This is a genomic window from Azospirillum sp. TSH58, from assembly GCF_003119115.1.
Classification (GTDB): domain Bacteria; phylum Pseudomonadota; class Alphaproteobacteria; order Azospirillales; family Azospirillaceae; genus Azospirillum.
In genome coordinates, this window is the sequence record NZ_CP022364.1 from 375,087 (window position 1) to 395,129 (window position 20,043).

Consider the following 20,043-nt stretch of genomic DNA (forward strand, 5'->3'; position numbering starts at 1 on the left):
GCCACGCCCCACCGAACGGGTCGCCCGCCGGACCGGAAGGCTCGTCCTCCGTTCCTCGCAAAAGCGGACAAGCATACCCGCAGCCGGGAGGCGGTCTGGAAACACTCGCCCAAAACGACAAAAGCTCAGCCAAGGGCTGAGCTTTCGAAACCGGTGCCAACCTGTGAGAAGGTGGCGTCCCCAAGGGGATTCGAACCCCTGTCGCCGCCGTGAAAGGGCGGTGTCCTAGGCCTCTAGACGATGGGGACGTCGTTGGCGTGGCGGGATTACTAATGGGATGACGGGCCGAGCGCAAGCGTTTTTTCCAACTCCTTTCTACCCCGTTGGCGTATGCCCCCCATGCACTCTCTCCGCGCCGAATTTGTTTGCATTCACATGGTTTGCGCGGGTGCGGCGTCGTCGATCAGGAGCTGGACTCCCTCCGCCCCGTTCCAGCGGTCGATGCGCAGGACGCCGGCGATGTGGAAGGGCGATCCGCGGCCCATCAGCAGGGCTTTTCCCATCTCGCTGTCCAGCGCGCGGAAGGCGATGGCCTTCAGCCGGGCGCCGTCGCCGCCCTGAAGGATGCAGCGGACGTGATTCGCCCCGACCACGTCGGCCCGCACCACGCGGGCGTCGGTGACGGCGAAGCGCGGCTCCGCGTTGCCGGTGCCGAAGGGGCCGAGCTGGTTCAGGCGGTCCACCAGGGAGGTGTTCGCCGCCCCCACGGACAGCGCGCCGTCCAGCTCCAGCGTCGGCACCAGCGGGGCCGCGGCCACCTGTTCGGCGACGCGGCCGGTCAGGAAGGCCTGCAGGTCGGCCAGCTTGTCCCCCGCCACGGTGAAGCCGGCCGCCATGCGGTGCCCGCCGCCGGCCATCAGCAGCCCCTCCTGCCGCGCCGCGATCACCGCCGCCCCAAGATCGACCCCGCGCACCGAGCGGCCCGAAGCCTTGCCGATCACCGTGCCGTCCGCCCCCTCCTCCAGGGCGATGACGCAGGCGGGGCGGCTGTAGCGCTCCTTCAGGCGGCTGGCGACGATGCCGATCACGCCGGGGTGCCAGCCCTCCCCCGCCACGAAGACCAGCTCGGCCAGTTCGTCGGCGTGCTCCTCCAGCCGGGCCATGGCGTCGGCGAGCACGCCCTGCTCCACCGCGCGGCGCTCGGCGTTGTGGGCCTCCAGCTTCTGGGCCAGCTCCATCGCCTCCATGGGGTCGTCGGTGGAGAGCAGCCGCGCCCCGAGGTCCGACGCGCCGACGCGCCCGCCCGCGTTGACCCGAGGGCCGAGCACGAAGCCGGCGTGGTAGGCGTCGGGCTTCTCCTTCACCCCGGCCACGTCGGACAGGGCGGACAGGCCGGGGTTGGCGCGCCGCGCCATCACCTTCAGCCCCTGCGCCACCAGCGCCCGGTTCAGCCCGGTCAGAGGCACCACGTCGCACACCGTGCCCAGCGCCACGAGGTCGAGCCACTCCATCAGGTTCGGCTCGTTGCGGCCCGCGTAGAAGCCGGCGTTGCGCAGCGCCCGGTTCACCGCCACCACGGTCAGGAAGGTCACCCCCGCCGCGCACAGCGTGCGGTAGGCGCCGTCCTCGTCCAGCCGGTTCGGGTTGACCAGGGCGACGGCGGGCGGCAGGCGCGGTTCGGCCGCGTGATGGTCGAGGACCACCACCTCCAGCCCGGCCTCCGCCGCCGCCTCCAGCGCCGCGAAGGCGGAGATGCCGCAATCCACCGTCACCACCAGCCGCACGCCTTCGGCCTTCAGCCGCAGCAGCGCCGGGCCGTTGGGGCCGTAACCCTCCTTCATGCGGTCGGGAACGTAGATCCGCAGGTCCGCGCCCACCGCCCGGAAGAAGCGCCGCATCAGAGCGGAGGAGGTGGCGCCGTCCACGTCGTAGTCGCCGAAGACGGCCACCGGCTCGCCGTCCATGACGGCGCGGGCGATGCGCTCCGCCGCCGTGTCCATGTCCTTGAAGCGGGAGGGGTCGGGAAGCAGCGCCTTCAGCGTCGGGTTCAGGAAGCCGTCGCACGCCTCCTCCGTCACCCCGCGGGCGGCGAGCACCCGCCCGACGATCTCCGGCAGCCCCCGCCCCTGCGCCAGCCCCCAGGCCAGCCGCTCGTCGTAGGGCCGCGCCTGCCAGCGCTTGCCGGACAGGGAATGGGCGACGTTCAGGAAGGGGGGAACGGTGTCGGTCATGCTGCCCAGAATGCCACGGATCGGAAAGGCCGAAGCCATAGCAGATGGGGAACAAGCGGGCCAGCGGATGGGGCTCTCCCGTTGGCTCAGCCGGCGCCGCGTCCGTACGCAAAGGTGGCAGGCGCCCTTGCCGCACCGCAACTTGAGGCAGGTCATTGCGGGTGGAGGGAGGTCCTGCTCCACTGCGCTCATCACCACGCGGAGGAGGGAACCATGATCACCACGGCGATCTTTCCGGCCCGCTACGTCCAGGGCAACGGCGCCCTCGACAGCTTGGGCGAGGATCTGGCCCGGCTGGGCAAGAAGGTCCTGGCCGTCACCGACAGCTTCGTCCTGAAGACGCTGAAAGGCCGGCTGGTCGACGCCGCCGCCGGGCGCGTCGAACTGAACATCCAGGAATTCCGGGGCGAATGCTCCGACGAGGAGATCGAGCGGCTGACCGCGCTCGCCCGCGCCATGGGCGCCGACGTCGTGGCCGGCATCGGCGGCGGCAAGGCGCTCGACACCGCCAAGGCGGTCGCCCACGCGCTGGACGCGCGCACCGCCATCGTCCCGACGCTCGCCTCCACCGACGCGCCGTGCAGCGCCCTGTCGGTGATCTACACGCCGGAAGGCGCCTTCAAGCGCTACCTCGTGCTGCCGCGCAACCCGGACCTCGTGCTGGTCGACACCGGCGTGGTGGCGGGCGCTCCGGTGCGCTTCCTCGTCTCCGGCATGGGCGACGCCCTGTCCACCTGGTTCGAGGCGGAGGATTGCCGCATCAAGCGCGGCGGCAACATGACCGGGCGGGTCGGCCCGATGACCGCCTTCGCTCTGGCCCGGCTGTGCTACGACACGCTGCTGGAGTATGGCGTGCTCGCCAAGTCGGCCTGCGAGCAGGGCGTGGTCACCCCGGCGCTGGAGCGCATCGTCGAGGCCAACACGCTGCTGAGCGGTCTGGGCTTCGAAAGCGGCGGGCTGGCGGCGGCGCACGCCGTCCACAACGGCCTGACCGCGCTGGAGGAAACGCACCATTACTGGCACGGCGAAAAGGTCGCCTTCGGCACGCTGACGCTGCTGATCCTGACCGACCGGCCGCCGGCGGTTCTGGACGAGGTCTACGGCTTCTGCAAGGCGGTGGGGCTGCCGACGACGCTGGCCGAGATCGGCCTTGCCGGCGTGTCGGACGAGCGGCTTCTGCTGGCGGCGGAACGGGCCTGCGCAGAGGGCGAGACCATCCACAATGAGCCGCACGAGATCACCCCACAGCGCGTCCTGGCCGCCATGAAGGCCGCGGATGCCGAGGGACGGCGGCGGAAGGGTTAAAAGCCCTCGCCCCCCTTGGGAAGAGTGTTGGGAGAGGGTTGGGTGAGGGGGCGTCCGGAGGGCGTCCACGCACTACGATGAGCCTGCGTTTCCGGCCTTTGGCCGCCCCCTCATCCTGACCTTCTCCCCGGAGGGGAGAAGGAACAGGGGATAGCAGGCTCAGGCCATGGCCGGCTTGCGCTGCAGGTTGTGGTGCGCCTCGACGTAGCGCACGGTGCCCGACTTGGAGCGCATGATCACCGAGTGGGTGGTGGCACCGCCGGGGAAGCGGCGGACGCCGCGCAGCATGGCGCCGTCGGTCACGCCGGTCGCGGCGAACATGACGTTGCCGCTGGCCAGCTCGGTCAGGCTGTACTTCTTGTTCAGGTCCTTGACGCCCCAGCGGGCGGCGCGGGCCTTCTCGTCGTCGTTGCGGAACAGCAGACGGCCCTGGAACTGGCCGCCGATGCAGCGCAGCGCCGCCGCGGCCAGAACGCCTTCCGGCGCGCCGCCGGAGCCGACATACATGTCGACGCCGGTGCCGGCCTGGCTGGTGGCGATCACGCCCGACACGTCGCCGTCGTTGATCAGCATGATGCGCGCGCCGGCCTCGCGGACGCGGGCGATCAGCTCGGCGTGGCGCGGACGGTTCAGGATGCAGACCAGCAGCTCCTGCACCTCGGTGCCCTTGGCCTTGGCCAGGGCCTTGAGGTTGTTGGCCGGCGTCTCGTCGAGATCGACGACGCCTTCCGGCAGGCCGGAACCGACGGCGATCTTGTCCATGTAGACGTCGGGCGCGTTCAGGAAGCCGCCCTCGTCCGCCATGGCGATGACGGCCAGCGAGTTCGGGCCGCCGGTGGCGCAGATGGTGGTGCCTTCCAGCGGGTCGAGCGCAATGTCGACCTTCGGCCCGCGGCCGATGCCGGCGCCGACCTTCTCGCCGATGTAGAGCATGGGCGCCTCGTCGCGCTCGCCCTCGCCGATCACGACGGTGCCGTCGATGTAGAGGGTGTTGAGCGCCTGGCGCATGGCGTCGACCGCGGCCTGGTCGGCAAGCTTCTCGTCACCGCGGCCCATCAGCAGCGACGCGGACAGCGCGGCGGCCTCGGTGACGCGGACGGCTTCCAGAGCCAGGTTCCGGTCCATACCGGACAGGTCGACATGAACGGACATGGTTGTTCTCCCCCGAATCGATGCTCGGTTCTTCTATGGTTCGGTCAAAACTGTTCGATGCGGATCATGCGCGGCGGCTCGACCACCGACTCCTTGGCGGCGATGGTGGCAAGCGCGCGCTGCATGGCCGCCTCGTCGGTGTCGTGGGTGGTCAGGACCACCGGCACCGCTTCGCCGGGGGCGCGCCCGCGCTGCAGGAACTGCTCCATGGAGACGTTCTGGTCGCGCATGGCCGCCGCAACATCCGCTATCACGCCGGGACGGTCCACGACCATCAGGCGTACGTAGTACGACCCCCGGCGGGCCTCCATCGGGGACGGCTGGGCCTCGGAAAGCTGGGCCGCCGGCACGCCGAAGGTGGGGGTGGAGCGCCCGCGGGCGATGTCGATCAGGTCGGCGACCACGGCCGACGCCGTCGGCCCCTCGCCGGCGCCGCGGCCGACGAACAGCACGCGGTCCACGAAGTCGCCCTGGGCGATCACGGCGTTGAACACGCCGTCCACCGCCGCGATGGGCGCCGCCTTCGGCACCATGCAGGGGTGCACGCGCTGCTCGATCCCGTGATCGGTGCGCCGGGCGATGCCCAGCAGCTTGATCCGGTAGCCGAGCGCGTCGGCGTAGTCGAAGTCCACCGCGGAGACGTGGCGGATGCCCTCGACATGGACGCTCTTGAAGTCCAACGGCGTGCCGAAGGCCACCGAGGTCAGGATCGCCAGCTTGTGCGCCGCGTCCACGCCGTCGATGTCGAAGCTCGGGTCGGCTTCCGCGTAGCCCAGCTTCTGCGCGTCGGCCAGCACGTCCGCGAAGTCGCGGCCGGTCGTGCGCATCTCCGTCAGGATGTAGTTGCAGGTGCCGTTGAGGATGCCGTGCACCTCCGACACGCGGTTGCCCGCCAGCCCCTCGCGCAGCCCCTTGATGATCGGGATGCCGCCGGCCACCGCCGCCTCGAAGCCGATGGCGAGGCCCGCGGCTTCCGCCTTGGTCGCGAGCGCGGTGCCGTGATGGGCGAGCAGCGCCTTGTTGGCGGTGACGACGTGGCGCCCCCGCTCCAGCGCCAGCTCGACGGTCTCCTTCGCCGGCCCCTCGGATCCGCCGATCAGCTCGACCACCACATCCACGCCGGGATGGGCGGCGAGCGCCACCGGGTCGTCGTACCATTCGACCTTGGACAGGTCGACGCCGCGGTCCTTGCCGCGCGAGCGGGCGCTGACCGCCACCACCTCGATGCGGCGGCCGCAGCGCTGCTCGATCAGGCCGGCCTGCCGCTCCAGAAGCTTCAGAACGCCCGCGCCGACCGTGCCCAGGCCCGCGACGGCGATTTTCAGGGGGCCTGCTTTGTGGGAGTCGGACATCAGACTTTCGCTTTCTCCGGGTCGAGGAGGGCGGCGCGCGCCGCCGGGTCCTTGCTCGCCGCCGCACCGGCGGCGTTGGAGCGGAAGAACTCCTTGATGTTGCGGGTCGCCTGACGGATGCGGTGGACGTTCTCCACCAGCGCCAGACGGACATGGCCGTCGCCGTACTCGCCGAAGCCGATGCCCGGCGCCACGGCGACCTTGGCTTCCTGCAGCAGCAGCTTGGAGAACTCCAGCGAGCCGAGATGGGCGAAGGGCTCCGGGATCGGCGCCCAGGCGAACATCGAGGCCGACGGGCTCGGCACCGTCCAGCCGGCCGAGGCCAGACCCTCGATCATCACGTCGCGGCGCTGGCGGTACATGGTGCGCACCTGCTCCACGCAGTCCTGCGGCCCGTTCAGCGCGGCGGTCGCGGCGACCTGGATCGGCGTGAAGGCGCCGTAGTCGAGGTACGACTTGATGCGGGCCAGCGCGGTGATGAGCTTCTTGTTGCCGGTGGCGAAGCCGATGCGCCAGCCGGCCATCGAATAGGTCTTCGACATCGAGGTGAACTCGACGGCCACCTCGCGCGCCTCCGGGATCTCCAGGATCGAGGGGGGCGGGTCACCGTCGAAGAAGACCTCGGCGTAGGCCAGATCCGACAGGATGTAGATGCCGTGCTTGCGGCAGAACTCGACGATCGGCCGGTAGAAGTCGAGCCCCACCACCTCCGCCGTCGGGTTGGACGGGTAGTTCAGCACCAGCGCCAGCGGCTTCGGCACGCTGTGGCGCACGGCGCGCTCCAGCATGACCATGAAGCTGTCGATGTCGGTGGAGGTGCCGTTGGCCTGCCCCACCGGCAGATGACGCACCGAGGCGCCGGCCAGGATGAAGCCGAAGGGATGGATCGGGTAGCTGGGGTTCGGCACCAGGATGATGTCGCCGGGGCTGGTGATCGCCTGGGCGAGGTTGGCCAGGCCTTCCTTCGACCCGATGGTGACGATGCACTCCGACTCCGGATCGACGTCCACGTTGAAGCGGCGCTTGTAATAGGCCGCGTGCGCCTTGCGCAGGCCGGGGATGCCGCGGGAGTTCGAGTAGCGGTGCGTCTTGGGATCGCGCACGGCCTCGATCAGCTTATCAACGATGTGCTGGGGCGTCGGCTGGTCCGGGTTGCCCATGCCGAGGTCGATGATGTCCTCGCCGGCAGCTCGGGCTCGCGCCTTCATGGCGTTCACTTCGGCGAAGACGTAGGGCGGAAGCCGCTTGATCCGGTGGAATTCTGAATCGCTCATGGACGCTCCGAAGCCTTGTCCGGCCACGCCACGAACCCATATTTGCGGACCGGGACCACTTATCTACCGCCCCGCATCTTCAGAAGCGAGGTAAAATTCGCGTCCGGCCGCATTCCTGCGCTGCCCGAGGCATCCCGGACGCCGAAGCCCGTCTTCAGCCTCCCTTGCGGCCGGACGTCCGGCGCTGGTGCAGCGCCTCCTCGATCTCCTCCCCGCCGGCGCCGACCAGGGCGACGGGGTCCACGGCGACCTCCAGATCCTCCGGCCGGGGCGGCTTGGCCGGGTGGCCGCGCCGGGACGCCGGCACGCGCAGCAGCGCGTAGGACAGCAGCGACAACGAGGCGAGGCCCGGCATGATCGCCGTCGTCGCGGTGTAGGGATCGGCGAACAGGGCGGCCACCGCCGTTCCGGCCAGCCCGCCGCCGATCTGCATGAAGCCGATCAGCGCCGACGCCGCCCCGGCCATGCGGGGGAAGCCGGCCAGGGCGTCGCTGGTGGCCCCGGGCATGACCAGGGCGATGCCGAAGGCCCAGACGGCGGTCGGCCCCATCACGCTCGCCACGGTCGGTTCGCCGGTCAGGGGCGCCAGGGCGAAGCCAAGCCCGCCCACGGCCACGCAGGCCAGCCCGTAGGGGATCAGCCGCATCGCGTCCACCCGGCGCAGCAACCGCCCGGCCAGGGTCGCCCCCAGCGTGTAGGAGCCGGTCTGCAGCAGCATGGCGAAGCCGAAGACGGTCGGGCTCAGCCCCACCCGCTCGATCATCACGAAGGGCAGCAGCGCCGCCATGGTGTAGAGGCCGCCCAGCGTCGTGCCGAGGACCAGCCCCGCCCGCATGAAGCGCCGGTCGGTCAGCAGGGTCCGGTAGTTGCGGATCACCGGGCCGGGCCGGGCCGCCGAGCGGTCGAGCGTCTGGTTTGTCTCCGCCGTGCCCAGCGCGAAGACGGTCAGCACGGCGAGGCCGTAGAGCGTCATCACCACGAAGATGGCGTGCCAGCCCACCGTGCCCAGGATCACCCCGCCCAGCGTCGGCGCCACCGCCGGCACCACGGCGAGCATCAGCCCGATCAGGTTCAGGATGCGCGCCGACCGCTGGCCGGTGAACTGGTCGCGCACGATGGCGCGGGAGATGGCGATCCCCGCCGCCGCCCCGATGCCCTGCAGGGCCCGCCCGACCAGCAGCCATTCGATGCTGCCCGACAGGGCCGCCACCACGCTGCCCAGGACGTAGGTGACGAAGAAGGCCAGGGCGACCGGCCGCCGCCCATAGGCGTCGGACAGCGGCCCGCAGGCGAGCTGGGAAAAGGCGAAGCCGAAGAAATAGACGGAGAGCGTCAGCTTCAACGCCGCCGGGGTGGTCTGGAACGCCTCCACCAGCATCGGCAGGGCCGGCGTGTAGAGCGCGAGGCTGAGCGGCCCCAGCGTGACGATCAGCGTTCCGATGACGGCGGTCCGCGTCTCCGTCATCGCGGGCGCGTCGGTCTGCACGGGGGGGTGGCTCATTGGCCGGCCCCGCCGCGGTCGTCGGCGATCATGCGGTTGCGCAGGCGGCCCAGCATGTCCTTGAGCAGGACGATCTCCTCCGCCGACAGGTCGGCCATCGCCGACTCGCGCTCGGTGCGGAAGGCCTCGAGGACCTGGAGCGCCAGCGGCTCGGCCTGCGGGGTCGGCTGGACGATCTTGGCGCGGCGGTCCGCCGGGTCCGGCTCGCGGACCACCAGCCCGCGCGCCTCCAGCCGGTCGAGGAAGCCGACCAGGGTCATCGGCTCCACCCACATGTGGGTCGCCAGCACCGACTGGCGCGAGCCGGGGTGGCGGCAGACATACACCAGCGCCCGCGCCTCCCCCGCCGTGAGGCCGAGCCGGGCGTCGTCCAGGGCACGGTCGAACCGCGCGCGCAGAAGCCTCGCGCAGTCGATCAGGATCATTCCGAAGGGGGATTCATCAAGCATCCCTTATTGTAAGGGCGCCTTATGATTTCCAGCAACCGCGGGCGGCGCAGGGCGGTTATGCCACGGCACCATGGCCACGCGACGCGCCCTTCACTCGGCGTGAAGCGACGCCGACGCGCCAAATAGTCGCAGTTTGAAAATCTGTTGCGGACCCGCCACCGCAGGACGTAGGTTTTGCCGAATTGGCAGCAGCAATGGGTGCTCCGTGGTCCGCGCCACCGCCTTCGTAACTGCGCATCGACGGGACGAGGACCGGTGCATCCCTTTCCGTCAAAGGGACGCCATCAGAGGCCGAAGGACGCTCCGCATAGGTATACTTACGGATTACTGGCGGCGCCCGCCCTTTGCTACACCCCTGCCCTCAATTGGGCTTTCCGGGGGCGGGCTTCCCGGCGCTTGGCTGTCCAGGCGTGATGTCCGGCGGCGGGGGAACGTCCATGGGGGTCGGCAGCATTTTCTTGGCGGCCTCGCGGTCCTGGGCCAGACGGTCCAGGTCCTGCTGGCGCTGCGCGTCCGTCCGCAGGTCGGTGGGGCGCGGCGGAACGGTGCCGAGATTGGGGTATTCCCGGTTCTCGCCGGACATGCCGCGCACCGGCGCCTCCTGGCTGGGCACGTCGCGGCCGATCACGGCGCCGACCAGCCCGGTGTCGAGCACGTGGTTGCTGCAGGCGGACAATCCCAGGACAACCAGGACGGACAACGCCGGCCCCAGCGGACCCGCCTTCGCCACCATGCCGCGTCGGATACCCGTTTCCATTCTGCGAACCCCACATCCGAACCCATCCCGCCGCTTGAACGGTGGTGGGCGAAATGAAATCTTCATACGAGAAGTGTATGACGGACCCTGGCTCGAACGGACATGGCATAAGCTGTCCGGGATGCCAGGACCGGACCGCACTCCGACCGAACAGACTTCCGGCAGGCACTGTATAAACCGCACAACGTCCCTCCTGAAGCCTAAAACTCGCCTAAAGAAGAAGGACCGCACCAATGGCCGAAAACCAGGCCCCTGACGTCAAGCTTCCCGACCCGGTCGAGATGTCGCGGGCGATGACCCGCATCGCCGAGCAGAGCCAGCGGCTGGTCACCGAATTCCTGTCCCGTCAGGCCTCGGACGGCGTCGGCGCGAAGAACCCCGACCCGATGGGCGTCGGCCATGCGTTCCTGGAGATGACCACGCGCATGATGGCCGACCCGGCCAAGCTGATGAAGGCGCAGATGACGCTGTGGCAGGACTACCTGACCCTGTGGCAGCGCACCACCCAGCGCTTCTTCGGCCAGGACGCCCAGCCGGTCATCGCCCCGGCCAAGGACGACCGCCGCTTCAAGGATTCGGCCTGGGACGAGAACACCCTGTTCGACTTCATCAAGCAGTCCTACCTGCTGTCGGCCCGGTGGATGCAGTCGACGGTCAACGAGGTGGACGGGCTGGACGACCACACGGCCAAGAAGGTCGACTTCTACACCCGCCAGTTCGTCGACGCGATGGCGCCCTCCAACTTCGTCATGACGAACCCGGAGGTGCTGCGCACGACCATCGAGACGGGCGGCGAGAACCTTGTGAAGGGCCTGGAGCATCTGCTGAAGGACCTGGAGCGCGGCAAGGGCGAGCTGCGCATCTCCATGACCGATTACGACGCCTTCCAGGTCGGCAAGAACATCGCCGTCACGCCGGGCAAGGTCGTCTTCCAGACCGATCTGATGCAGCTCATCCAGTACACCCCGACCACGCCGGAGGTGAACAAGCGGCCGCTGATGATCGTGCCGCCCTGGATCAACAAGTACTACATCCTGGATCTGCGCGAGAAGAACAGCTTCATCAAGTGGGCGGTGGACCAGGGCCACAGCGTCTTCGTCCTGTCCTGGGTGAACCCGGATGAGAAGCTGGCCCAGAAGGGCTTCGAAGACTACATGGTCGAAGGCGTTCTGGCCGCGCTGGACGCCATCGAGAAGGTGACCGGCGAGAAGGACGTGAACGCCATCGGCTATTGCCTGGGCGGCACGCTGCTGGCCTCCACCCTGTCCTACATGGCCGCCAAGAAGGACGACCGCATCAAGTCGGCCACCTTCTTCACCACGATGCTGGACTTCACGGAAGCCGGCGAGCTGTCGGTCTTCATCGACGAGGAGCAGCTCACCATGATCGAGAGCCAGATGGCCCAGCAGGGCTACCTGGACGGCTCGAAGATGGCGACCACCTTCAACATGCTGCGCGCCAACGACCTGATCTGGTCGTTCGTGGTGAACAACTACCTGCTCGGCAAGGACCCGTTCCCGTTCGACCTGCTCTACTGGAACAGCGATTCGACCCGCATGCCGGCGGCGATGCACAGCTTCTACCTGCGCAACATGTACCAGAAGAACCTTCTGGCGCAGCCGGGCGGGGTGTCGCTGGGCGGCGTGCCGATCGACCTGCGCAACGTGAAGACCCCGTCCTTCTTCCTGTCGGCCCGCGAGGACCACATCGCGCCGTGGAAGTCCACCTACATGGGCGCCCACCTGTTCTCCGGCCCGGTGAAGTTCGTGCTGGCGGCCTCCGGCCACATCGCCGGCGTGGTGAACCCGCCCGCCGCCGGCAAGTACTGCTACTGGACCAACGCCAAGCTGCCGAAGGCGTCCGACGACTGGCTGGCCTCGTCGGAGCAGACCCCCGGCTCCTGGTGGCCGGAGTGGAACAACTGGGTCTCCACCTTCTCCGACGGCAAGGTCCCGGCGCGCGATCCGGCCAAGGGCGGCCTGCCCGTTCTGGAAGACGCCCCCGGCTCCTACGCCAAGGTGCGCATCGTCTGAGGTCCCGAATCTGGAGGGCGGTCCGCCGCCCTCCGGATGCCCGGACAGACAGGGACGGCCAAAAAGAAAAGGCCCCGGACCGAAGTCCGGGGCCTTTTCCTTTGTCGGCGAAAGCCCCGGACCGAGGTCCGGGGCTCCGTGTCCCGAAAGGGAACCAGCGCCTTACGACGACGGGGCGTTCGCACCGCGCGGCAGGATCTGCGCACGACGGTTGGACGGCTCGCGGACGTTCGGGCCGGTCTGCACCAGGAGCTGGCTCTCGCCCTTGCCCTCGGTGGTGATGGCGCCGGCGGCGATGCCCTTGGAAACGAGGGCCTGCTTCACCGCCTCGGCGCGACGCACCGACAGACGCTGGTTGTAGGCCGGCGAACCCGAGGTATCGGTGTGGCCGACGACATGGACGCGGGCGTTGGCGCCCTTGCCGATGGCGGCGGCCGCATCGCCGATCACGCGATCGGCGGCCGGGGTGACGTTGGCCTTATCCCAGTCGAAGAACACGAGGTATTCGGTCTGGGCGCGGGCGGCCGGGGCCGGGGCAACCGCCGGAGCGGCGGCCGGCGGGCACTTGAAGCTGCCCTGGTGGGTGGCGTAGCCGCCATCCGCCGTGCGGACCGGGGTGTCGTTCCAGCCGATGACCGGATTGCACCACTCGGCGGTGTCGGCGCTCTGGGCCTGAGCCCCGGCGGTCAGGCCGAAAGCGACGACGGCGGCCGGCACGACGGCCATGGTAGCGCGGAAGAAGCTGTTCATTTCTCCACTCCCTTAGAGACACTCTCCCTACCGCTTGGCTCGCGGAGGACGAATCGCACAAACGATAGGACATATCGCGTGCATGTAACGTGACAAAACGCGAAACATGTGGGGTTTGTCCACGTACAAACATACCCTCCGGAAGTCCTACACGTTTCGTGCCGGTGTCACTGTTGCTAGTATGCCACAGTGCTGCGACGCACTAAAGAGGTATTAGCCTTCTCTGTAGATTTGAGCAAGCCGCACGTAGTTCCGGACGTTTACCGGGAAGAAAGATGTGTCCTTTTCCGTAAGTGCACGCACGGGTCTTGCGGGACTTCCGGCCCAAAGTTGCCCGGCGGCCACACGCTTCCCCGGGGTCACCAGGGCCCCGGCGGCCACCATGGCCCCCGACTCGACGTAGGCCCCGTCCATCACGCAGGCCTGCATGCCGATGAAGCAGCCGCTCTCCAGCGTGCAGGCGTGCAGCAGGGCCATGTGGCCGATCGACACGTCGTCGCCGATGTAGGTCCCCTGCCCCGCCGAGGCGACGTGAATGACGGTGCCGTCCTGGATGTTGGTCCGGGCACCGATTCGGATCTCGTTGACGTCGCCGCGGATGGTGCAGCCGAACCAGACGCTGCTGCCCGGCCCGATCTCCACGTCGCCGATGACCGAGGCCGTGGGAGCCACATAGACGCTGGGGTCGATCTTCGGGTGCGTGCCCTGGAAGGGCAGGATCAGGCCGGACATGGCGGGCTGCCTCTCGTCGCTCACGGGAACAGCGGGGCCTGCTCCAGGCCGGTCGTCTCGCCCAGGCCGAACATGACGTTCATGTTCTGGATGGCCTGGCCGGAGGCGCCCTTCACCAGATTGTCGATGACCGACACGATGATGGCGCCGCGCGGGGTGCGGTCGGGGAACACGCCGATCAGCGCCTGGTTGGAGGCGCGGACGTGGCGGGTCGCCGGGGCGATGCCCGCCGCCGTGACGTTCACGAAGGGCTCCGATTCGTAGCGCGCGGTCAGGGTGGCGCGCAGGTCGTCGGCGGTGACCCCGTCGGCCATGCGGACGTAGATCGTCGCCATCATGCCGCGGTTCATCGGGACGAGGTGCGGCGTGAAGCTGACGGTCACCGGACGCCCGGCGGCCAGCCGCAGCTCCTGCTCGATCTCCGGCATGTGGCGGTGGTGGCCGACGCCGTAGGCGTTGAAGCCCTCCGACACCTCGGTGAAGAGGTTCTGCTGCTTGGCGTCGCGCCCGGCGCCGGAGACGCCCGACTTGGCGTCGATCACGATCCCGCCCGGCTCGATCATCTCGTCCATCAGCAGCGGCAGCAGGGCCAGCAGCGAGCAGGTGGGGTAGCAGCCGGGGTTGGCGACCACGCGCGCCTTGCGCACGCCCTGCCGGTTGAACTCGGTCAGGCCGTAGGCGACCTCCTTCTGAAGGTCCACGGCGCGGTGCTCATGCCCGTACCAGGTGGCGTATTCGGCGGGGTCGGACAGGCGGAAGTCGGCGGACAGGTCCACCACCTTGATGTGGCGCGGCAGGCCGGCGATGACCTCCTGCGTGGTGCCGTGCGGCAGGGCGCAGAAAACGGCGTCCAGCTTGTCCCAGGCGACCTCCTCGATCTTCACGAGACCGGGCAGGTTGAACTGGCCCAGATGCGGGAACACCTCCGCCATGGGCTTCCCCGCCTGTCGCTCGGCCGTCAGCGCGCAGATCTCCACGCCGGGATGGCGCAGAAGCATGCGCACCAGCTCGGCGCCGGTGTAACCGGACGCACCGAGAATGCCGACGCGGATGGGGGAAGTGCTGTTGGCCATGGACGCTGTTCCTTTTGACGCACGGGGATGGGCACGGAACGGTGAAGACGAGTGAAACAGACCTGAAACAAGAAAGGGGCGCCCCGTCGGGACGCCCCTCGCTTGTACAGCAGTAACGCGGGTCCGCGGTAGGCTTTAGCGCTTCGAGAACTGGAAGCTGCGGCGGGCCTTGGCCTTGCCGTACTTCTTACGCTCGACGACGCGGGCGTCGCGGGTCAGGAAGCCGGCGGCCTTCAGCGGCGGACGGAGCGCCGGCTCGAAGTAGGTCAGCGCCTTGGAGATGCCGTGACGGACCGCACCGGCCTGGCCGGACAGACCACCGCCGGCCACCGTGACCATCACGTCGAACTGGTCGGCGCGGTCGGTGATGCCGAAGGGCTGGGCAATCATCATGCGCAGCACCGGGCGGGCGAAGTAGACTTCCTGGTCGCGGCCGTTGATGACGATCTTGCCGGAGCCCGGCTTGATCCACACGCGGGCGACGGCGTCCTTGCGCTTGCCGGTGGCGTAGGCGCGGCCCTGGGCGTCCAGCTTCGGGGCGACCACTTCGGCGGAGGCGGCGGCCGGAGCGGCAGCGATGTCCTTCAGGCCGGAAAGGGTGGTGGTAACCTGAGCCATTGGATTACGCGCTCCGCTTATTCTTCGGGTTCATGGCCGCAACGTCGAGAGCGACCGGCTGCTGCGCCTCGTGCGGGTGGGCGGCGCCCTTGTAGACCTTCAGGTGGGTCATCACCTTGCGGCCGAGCGGACCGCGCGGAACCATGCGCTCCACGGCCTTCTCGATCACGCGCTCCGGGTACTTGCCGTCCAGGATCTGGCCCTTGGAACGGCCCTTGATGCCGCCCGGATAACCGGTGTGCCAGTAGAAGATGTCGTCCTGGCGCTTGTTGCCGGTCAGCTTGACCTTCTCCGCGTTGATCACGACGACATGGTCGCCGCAATCCATGTGCGGGGTGAAGGTCGGCTTGTTCTTGCCGCGCAGGATGTTCGCCAGGATGCTGGCAAGCCGGCCGAGAACGAGGCCGTCGGCATCGACGACGTACCACTTCTTCTCGATGTCGGTCGGCTTCAGATTGAAGGTCTTCATCGCCACACTCGTTGACTAAACGTGGATCGGCGGGCCACCGAAACTGGACGTTCAATCCCCGGGGCGCCGAAGCGGCCGGTTTTGTACGCAGGGCACGGGGTCCCTGTCAACGGAAAAATATCCGTTTCATATCAACGCCCTACGATCGCGGTATCATTTTACCGCGAAAGCAAAGCTGTTGATATCATTGACGTTTTCAGGCGCTCTCCGGATCATGGTATCCTGATACCGCGAGCGTTACGGGATCGTGCGGCGGAATCGAGTAGGTGCCGGTGGCGTGCGCCACGGGCTCCGGATCGCCCTCGGAGAACAGCAGGACCTCGCCGTAGGCCAGCCGCTTGCCCATCTTCAGGATCCGGCAATCCGCGGTGATGGCGACCGGCGCCGGGCGGCGCAGGAAGTTGATGGTCATGCTGGTGGTCACCGCCAGTTCCACCCGCCCGATCAGGCTGAGCACCGCCGCGTAGAGCGCCACATCGGCCAGCCCGAACATCGCCGGTCCGGTCACCGTGCCGCCGGGACGGACGAAGCTGTCGTTGTAGGGCAGCTTCATGCGCACGGTTCCGGCGCCGAGCTGTTCGATGGTGATCCCGTAATTGCCGACCAGCGGCACGCCCTCGCGAATCAGGGCTTCCAGTTCCTCGGCGGACACGACCGGCGCGCTCATTCCCTCACCCATGGTTTTTCTTATGGACGCCCAATCATGGCGAACATCGCCCGGCCCGCCAAGCGCGTCGCGCCGCCATGAATTTTACACAATCCCGCAAACCTATCGGGCGTTAAATCTACAATATCAATCAACAAACAGGTTGAGTTGTCCGCCGCCGCACCGTTAGATGGGCGGACCACACGCCCGGTTCCGTGGCGGGGGCGGTCGGGGTACTGTTCCCGCCAACGATCAAAACATCCGGGAGGATTGGACAGCGATGAACGACACCCCACCCGCCGCCGGGCCCCTCGCCAGCGACCACGCGCCGCTGGTTCTCCGCCAGGACCGCGACGGAGTCGCGACCCTGACGCTGAACCGCCCGCAGGCGCGCAACGCCCTGTCCGTCGGGCTGATGGGCGCGCTGCAAGCGGAGCTGGACGCCATCCACCAGGACTCCACGGTCCGCGTCGTCGTGCTGGCCGGGGCCGGACCGGCCTTCTGCGCCGGGCACGACCTGAAGGAGATGCGCGCCAACCCGGACCGCGCGGCCTATGAATCGCTGTTCGTCCAGTGCTCCAGGCTGATGCTGACGGTCAGCCGCATCCGCCAGCCGGTGATCGCCAAGGTGCACGGGATCGCCACGGCGGCGGGTTGCCAGCTCGTCGCCACCTGCGACCTTGCCTATTGCGCCGACACGGCGCGATTCGCCACGCCGGGCGTGAACATCGGCCTGTTCTGCTCCACCCCCATGGTGGCGCTGAGCCGCGCCGTCGGGCGCAAGGCGGCCATGGAAATGCTGCTGCTCGGCGATTTGATCGGCGCCGAGGAGGCGGAGCGCATCGGCCTCGTCAACCACGCGGTGCCGGCCGACCGGCTCGACGCCGTGGTGGCCGAGGCCGCCGGCAAGATCGCCGCGAAGTCGCCGCTGACCCTCGCCATCGGCAAGGAGGCCTTTTACCGCCAGATCGAGCTGGACGTGGAGGAGGCCTACGCCTACGCCGCCCGCGTGATGACCGAGAACATGCTGGCCCGCGACGCCGAGGAGGGCATCGACGCCTTCCTGCAGAAGCGCGCCCCGGTGTGGTGCGGCCAATGAGCGGCCCCGCCCCCTCGCACGACGGCTACAGCGACGACTTCATCCGCCAGCTCCTGGACCGGGTGAAGACCATCGCCCTGGTCGGCGCGTCGAACGACCCGGTGAAGGCCAGCTTCATCGTTCTGAAGTACCTGCGCGACAAGGGCTACCGGGTCATCCCCGTCAACCCGAAGCTGGCCGGCCAGACCATCCTCGGCGAGCGCGTCCACGCCAGCCTGTCGGAGCTGCCGGAGCCGCCGGACATGGTGGACGTCTTCCGCAACGCCGCCGCCGCCGCCGGCGTGACGGACGAGGCCATCGCCATCGGCGCCAAGGTGGTGTGGATGCAGCTCGGCGTGCGCAACGACGAGGCGGCGGCGCGGGCCGAGGCGGCCGGGCTGACCGTGGTCATGAACCGCTGCCCCAAGATCGAACTTCAGCGCCTGTTCCACGAGATCGGGCGCATCGGCGTCAACTCCAACATCCTGACGTCCAAGAAGGCCGCACCGGCCAAATCCTTCAAAAAACTGATGTGAAAAGCAGAGGAAGCCATCATGAGCGAGCAGAAGTCCTTCGGTTTCGAAACCCGCGCCATCCACGCGGGCGCCGCCCCCGACCCCGCCACCGGGGCGCGCCAGACGCCGATCTACCAGACCACCAGCTTCGTCTTCGACGACGTGGACGACGCCGCCTCGCTGTTCAACCTTCAGAAGGTCGGCTTCATCTACTCCCGCCTGACCAACCCGACCGTGTCGGTGCTGGAGGAGCGGCTCGCCAATCTGGAGGGCGGCGCCGGGGCCACGGCCACCTCGTCCGGCCACGCCGCGCAGCTGCTCGCCCTGTTCCCGCTGATGGAGCCGGGCGACGAGATCGTCGCCTCGCGCAAGCTCTACGGCGGCACGCTCAACCAGCTCGGCACCAGCTTCCCGCGCGCCTTCGGCTGGAAGTCCGTCTTCGTGGACACCGACCAGCCGGAGAACGTCCGCGCCGCCATCACCGCGAAGACCAAGGCGATCTTCGTGGAAAGCCTCGCCAACCCCGGCGGCGTGGTCACCGATCTGGAGGCCATCGCCAAGATCGCCGACGAGGCCGGCATTCCGCTGATCGTCGACAACACGCTGGCGACGCCGTACCTGATCAACCCGATCCAGTGGGGCGCCACGCTGGTCGTGCATTCGACCACGAAGTTCCTGTCGGGCAACGGCACCTCGGTCGGCGGCGTGGTCATCGACAGCGGCACCTTCGACTGGGGCAAGTCCGGCAAGTTCCCCGCCCTGTCGGAGCCGGACGCCGGCTATCACGGGCTGAAGTTCCAGGAGACCTTCGGTCATCTGGCCTTCACCATCCACGGCCACGCCGTCGGCCTGCGCGACCTCGGGCCGAGCCAGGCGCCGCTGAACGCCTTCCTGACGCTGAACGGCATCGAGACGCTGCCGCTGCGCATGCAGCGCCACAGCGACAGCGCCCTGAAGGTCGCGCAGTACCTGGAGAGCCATCCGGCGGTGGGCTGGGTCAGCTACGCCGGGCTGGAATCGTCCAAGTACAACACCCTGGCCAAGAAGTACCTGCCCAAGGGGGCCGGCGCCGTGCTGACCTTCGGCGTCAAGGGCGGCTTCGACGCCGGCGTGAAGGTGGTGGAGAACGTCCAGCTCCTCAGCCACCTCGCCAACATCGGCGACAGCCGGTCGCTGATCATCCACCCCTCCTCGACCACGCACCGCCAGCTGTCGCCGGAGGCCCAGGCCCAGGCGGGCGCCGGTCCGGACGTGCTGCGCCTGTCCATCGGGCTGGAGAGCGTCGAGGACATCATCGCCGACCTCGACCGCGCCCTATCGGCCGCCTGATTGGCCGCCGCCTGATGCCGGTTCCCCTCCGTCCGCCGCGGCGTCCGGCCCGGCGGGCGGGGGATACCCCGCAAGAGGTAGGCGTGACGCGAAGGGCTGAGCGCTGGCCGTTCCATTGACCTCCGCAGGTCATAGCACCGACCCTGAGGCGAACAGGGCGGGGAAGCGAGGCATGAGCGGACGGCTCAGGCGGGGAGTGACGGCGGTCGCGTTGCTGGGGCTGGGCGGCTGCGCGGGCGCGCCGGTGGCGATGACCGCCGCCTCCTTCGCCGTGGACGGGCTTCTCTATGTCGGAACCAGCAAGAGCAGCACCGACCATATGCTGTCGGCGATGCTGCAGCAGGATTGCGCGACCCTCCGCGTCCTGAGCCAAGGCTATGTCTGCAAGCCGGTGATCGTGCCGGTGGTCCGCAGCGCGGAGAGCGTGCCGGTCCCCCTTCCGGAGCCGGAACCGTCGCCGTCCCCCGCTCCGCCACCGCCCGCGCCGCTTCCCGTGACCGCGGAGGTGGAGATCGCCGCGCTGCCGCCGATGCCGCGTCCCGTCGAACGGCGCTTCCTCGTGGTGGCGGGCAGCTTTTCCAAGCGTGGACAGGCGGAAGCCCAGCGCGCGCGGCTGGGCCATCCGGAGGCCGACATCGTGACGGCCGACGTGCAGGGCCGGCGCATCCACCGGCTCGTCCTGCCGCCAGAGGACCGCCCGACCGCCTTGCGCCGCTTGGCGGAGATCCGCGCCGCCGGGGTCGGCGACGCGTGGCTCCTGACCTGGAAGGGGAGGACGGTGGTGGCCGACCTGCCCGGCGATGCGCCCTACCCGAGCCTTCCGGACCAAATGTAAGCCG

19 protein-coding genes and 1 tRNA gene are annotated in these 20,043 nt (G+C 68.8%); 6 read left to right on the forward strand and 14 right to left on the reverse strand.

Annotated features, from left to right (window positions below; all coding sequences use genetic code 11):
• Positions 1 to 172: 172 nt before the first annotated feature.
• Positions 173 to 248 (reverse strand) — tRNA-Glu (locus tag TSH58p_RS05315).
• Positions 249 to 371: 123 nt separating this feature from the next.
• Positions 372 to 2,171: a single-stranded-DNA-specific exonuclease RecJ gene (gene recJ, locus TSH58p_RS05320; RefSeq protein WP_109070240.1), complete on the reverse strand. Its 1,800-nt coding sequence runs from the start codon at positions 2,169 to 2,171 to the stop codon at positions 372 to 374.
• Positions 2,172 to 2,384: 213 nt separating this feature from the next.
• On the opposite strand from recJ, the gene TSH58p_RS05325 reads away from it, so the two are divergent.
• Positions 2,385 to 3,476, forward strand: coding sequence for a glycerol dehydrogenase (locus tag TSH58p_RS05325; RefSeq protein ID WP_109070205.1), 1,092 nt, complete (start codon positions 2,385 to 2,387; stop codon positions 3,474 to 3,476).
• A gap of 159 nt (positions 3,477 to 3,635) precedes the next feature.
• Here TSH58p_RS05325 and glpX read toward each other — a convergent pair whose 3' ends face one another.
• The 6 genes from glpX to TSH58p_RS05355 form a co-directional block, all read right to left on the reverse strand.
• Positions 3,636 to 4,628: a class II fructose-bisphosphatase gene (gene glpX / locus TSH58p_RS05330; RefSeq protein ID WP_174437339.1), complete on the reverse strand. Its 993-nt coding sequence runs from the start codon at positions 4,626 to 4,628 to the stop codon at positions 3,636 to 3,638.
• A 44-nt stretch (positions 4,629 to 4,672) separates the two neighbouring features.
• Positions 4,673 to 5,980 carry a homoserine dehydrogenase gene (locus TSH58p_RS05335; RefSeq protein WP_109070206.1) on the reverse strand — a complete coding sequence of 436 codons (1,308 nt, stop codon included), beginning with the start codon at positions 5,978 to 5,980 and terminating at the stop codon, positions 4,673 to 4,675.
• Entirely contained in the window at positions 5,980 to 7,254 is a 1,275-nt protein-coding gene (locus tag TSH58p_RS05340) for an LL-diaminopimelate aminotransferase (protein WP_109070207.1), read from the reverse strand. The genes TSH58p_RS05335 and TSH58p_RS05340 overlap by 1 nt, the downstream gene beginning before the upstream one ends.
• 154 nt (positions 7,255 to 7,408) lie before the next feature.
• Positions 7,409 to 8,755 carry a multidrug effflux MFS transporter gene (locus tag TSH58p_RS05345; protein ID WP_109070208.1) on the reverse strand — a complete coding sequence of 449 codons (1,347 nt, stop codon included), beginning with the start codon at positions 8,753 to 8,755 and terminating at the stop codon, positions 7,409 to 7,411.
• Positions 8,752 to 9,204 (reverse strand): MarR family winged helix-turn-helix transcriptional regulator, encoded by a 453-nt coding sequence (locus TSH58p_RS05350; protein ID WP_041811027.1) that lies wholly within the window; start codon positions 9,202 to 9,204, stop codon positions 8,752 to 8,754. The genes TSH58p_RS05345 and TSH58p_RS05350 overlap by 4 nt, the downstream gene beginning before the upstream one ends.
• Positions 9,205 to 9,565: 361 nt before the next feature.
• Positions 9,566 to 9,961, reverse strand: a complete 396-nt coding sequence (locus TSH58p_RS05355; protein ID WP_109070209.1) for a hypothetical protein — start codon at positions 9,959 to 9,961, stop codon at positions 9,566 to 9,568.
• Between the two features lie 233 nt (positions 9,962 to 10,194).
• Between TSH58p_RS05355 and TSH58p_RS05360 the strand changes: the two genes are divergently transcribed.
• Positions 10,195 to 11,994 carry an alpha/beta hydrolase gene (locus TSH58p_RS05360; RefSeq protein WP_109070210.1) on the forward strand — a complete coding sequence of 600 codons (1,800 nt, stop codon included), beginning with the start codon at positions 10,195 to 10,197 and terminating at the stop codon, positions 11,992 to 11,994.
• 162 nt (positions 11,995 to 12,156) lie between these two features.
• On the opposite strand, the gene TSH58p_RS05365 is transcribed toward TSH58p_RS05360, so the two are convergent.
• The 6 genes from TSH58p_RS05365 to TSH58p_RS05390 all read right to left on the reverse strand — a co-directional run bounded on the left by TSH58p_RS05365 (position 12,157) and on the right by TSH58p_RS05390 (position 16,303).
• Positions 12,157 to 12,744, reverse strand: a complete 588-nt coding sequence (locus TSH58p_RS05365) for an OmpA family protein (RefSeq protein ID WP_014240251.1) — start codon at positions 12,742 to 12,744, stop codon at positions 12,157 to 12,159.
• Positions 12,745 to 12,957: 213 nt separating this feature from the next.
• Complete coding sequence (locus tag TSH58p_RS05370) at positions 12,958 to 13,476, reverse strand: gamma carbonic anhydrase family protein (RefSeq protein ID WP_094306453.1); 519 nt, start codon at positions 13,474 to 13,476, stop codon at positions 12,958 to 12,960.
• A 20-nt stretch (positions 13,477 to 13,496) separates the two neighbouring features.
• Positions 13,497 to 14,549, reverse strand: a complete 1,053-nt coding sequence (argC, locus tag TSH58p_RS05375; RefSeq protein WP_109070211.1) for an N-acetyl-gamma-glutamyl-phosphate reductase — start codon at positions 14,547 to 14,549, stop codon at positions 13,497 to 13,499.
• Positions 14,550 to 14,684: 135 nt separating this feature from the next.
• Positions 14,685 to 15,167, reverse strand: a complete 483-nt coding sequence (gene rpsI, locus TSH58p_RS05380; RefSeq protein ID WP_014240248.1) for a 30S ribosomal protein S9 — start codon at positions 15,165 to 15,167, stop codon at positions 14,685 to 14,687.
• 4 nt (positions 15,168 to 15,171) lie between these two features.
• Positions 15,172 to 15,636: a 50S ribosomal protein L13 gene (rplM, locus tag TSH58p_RS05385; protein ID WP_014240247.1), complete on the reverse strand. Its 465-nt coding sequence runs from the start codon at positions 15,634 to 15,636 to the stop codon at positions 15,172 to 15,174.
• Between the two features lie 196 nt (positions 15,637 to 15,832).
• Positions 15,833 to 16,303, reverse strand: coding sequence for a PaaI family thioesterase (locus TSH58p_RS05390; RefSeq protein ID WP_109070212.1), 471 nt, complete (start codon positions 16,301 to 16,303; stop codon positions 15,833 to 15,835).
• 259 nt (positions 16,304 to 16,562) lie between these two features.
• On the opposite strand from TSH58p_RS05390, the gene TSH58p_RS05395 reads away from it, so the two are divergent.
• The 4 genes from TSH58p_RS05395 to TSH58p_RS05410 all read left to right on the forward strand — a co-directional run bounded on the left by TSH58p_RS05395 (position 16,563) and on the right by TSH58p_RS05410 (position 20,039).
• Positions 16,563 to 17,381: an enoyl-CoA hydratase gene (locus TSH58p_RS05395; RefSeq protein WP_109070213.1), complete on the forward strand. Its 819-nt coding sequence runs from the start codon at positions 16,563 to 16,565 to the stop codon at positions 17,379 to 17,381.
• Entirely contained in the window at positions 17,378 to 17,896 is a 519-nt protein-coding gene (locus tag TSH58p_RS05400) for a CoA-binding protein (protein ID WP_109070214.1), read from the forward strand. The genes TSH58p_RS05395 and TSH58p_RS05400 overlap by 4 nt, the downstream gene beginning before the upstream one ends.
• An 18-nt stretch (positions 17,897 to 17,914) precedes the next feature.
• Positions 17,915 to 19,204 (forward strand): O-acetylhomoserine aminocarboxypropyltransferase, encoded by a 1,290-nt coding sequence (locus tag TSH58p_RS05405; protein ID WP_109070215.1) that lies wholly within the window; start codon positions 17,915 to 17,917, stop codon positions 19,202 to 19,204.
• Between the two features lie 172 nt (positions 19,205 to 19,376).
• The gene (locus TSH58p_RS05410; protein WP_146205871.1) at positions 19,377 to 20,039 is read left to right on the forward strand and encodes an SPOR domain-containing protein; all 663 of its coding nucleotides are present in this window, start codon (positions 19,377 to 19,379) and stop codon (positions 20,037 to 20,039) included.
• Positions 20,040 to 20,043: the final 4 nt, after the last annotated feature.

What these genes read in the sequence shown, in the direction of transcription:
- TSH58p_RS05395 (WP_109070213.1), top strand. Translation starts at nt 16,563, where the DNA reads ATGAACGACACCCCACCCGCCGCCGGGCCCCTCGCCAGCGACCACGCG.
- TSH58p_RS05325 (WP_109070205.1), top strand. Translation starts at nt 2,385, where the DNA reads ATGATCACCACGGCGATCTTTCCGGCCCGCTACGTCCAGGGCAACGGC.
- TSH58p_RS05390 (WP_109070212.1), bottom strand. Translation starts at nt 16,303, where the DNA reads ATGAGCGCGCCGGTCGTGTCCGCCGAGGAACTGGAAGCCCTGATTCGC.
- argC (WP_109070211.1), bottom strand. Translation starts at nt 14,549, where the DNA reads ATGGCCAACAGCACTTCCCCCATCCGCGTCGGCATTCTCGGTGCGTCC.
- rpsI (WP_014240248.1), bottom strand. Translation starts at nt 15,167, where the DNA reads ATGGCTCAGGTTACCACCACCCTTTCCGGCCTGAAGGACATCGCTGCC.
- TSH58p_RS05370 (WP_094306453.1), bottom strand. Translation starts at nt 13,476, where the DNA reads ATGTCCGGCCTGATCCTGCCCTTCCAGGGCACGCACCCGAAGATCGAC.
- TSH58p_RS05345 (WP_109070208.1), bottom strand. Translation starts at nt 8,755, where the DNA reads ATGAGCCACCCCCCCGTGCAGACCGACGCGCCCGCGATGACGGAGACG.
- TSH58p_RS05360 (WP_109070210.1), top strand. Translation starts at nt 10,195, where the DNA reads ATGGCCGAAAACCAGGCCCCTGACGTCAAGCTTCCCGACCCGGTCGAG.
- TSH58p_RS05365 (WP_014240251.1), bottom strand. Translation starts at nt 12,744, where the DNA reads ATGAACAGCTTCTTCCGCGCTACCATGGCCGTCGTGCCGGCCGCCGTC.
- TSH58p_RS05355 (WP_109070209.1), bottom strand. Translation starts at nt 9,961, where the DNA reads ATGGAAACGGGTATCCGACGCGGCATGGTGGCGAAGGCGGGTCCGCTG.
- TSH58p_RS05410 (WP_146205871.1), top strand. Translation starts at nt 19,377, where the DNA reads ATGAGCGGACGGCTCAGGCGGGGAGTGACGGCGGTCGCGTTGCTGGGG.
- TSH58p_RS05335 (WP_109070206.1), bottom strand. Translation starts at nt 5,980, where the DNA reads ATGTCCGACTCCCACAAAGCAGGCCCCCTGAAAATCGCCGTCGCGGGC.
- rplM (WP_014240247.1), bottom strand. Translation starts at nt 15,636, where the DNA reads ATGAAGACCTTCAATCTGAAGCCGACCGACATCGAGAAGAAGTGGTAC.
- TSH58p_RS05405 (WP_109070215.1), top strand. Translation starts at nt 17,915, where the DNA reads ATGAGCGAGCAGAAGTCCTTCGGTTTCGAAACCCGCGCCATCCACGCG.
- TSH58p_RS05400 (WP_109070214.1), top strand. Translation starts at nt 17,378, where the DNA reads ATGAGCGGCCCCGCCCCCTCGCACGACGGCTACAGCGACGACTTCATC.
- glpX (WP_174437339.1), bottom strand. Translation starts at nt 4,628, where the DNA reads ATGTCCGTTCATGTCGACCTGTCCGGTATGGACCGGAACCTGGCTCTG.
- TSH58p_RS05350 (WP_041811027.1), bottom strand. Translation starts at nt 9,204, where the DNA reads ATGCTTGATGAATCCCCCTTCGGAATGATCCTGATCGACTGCGCGAGG.
- recJ (WP_109070240.1), bottom strand. Translation starts at nt 2,171, where the DNA reads ATGACCGACACCGTTCCCCCCTTCCTGAACGTCGCCCATTCCCTGTCC.
- TSH58p_RS05340 (WP_109070207.1), bottom strand. Translation starts at nt 7,254, where the DNA reads ATGAGCGATTCAGAATTCCACCGGATCAAGCGGCTTCCGCCCTACGTC.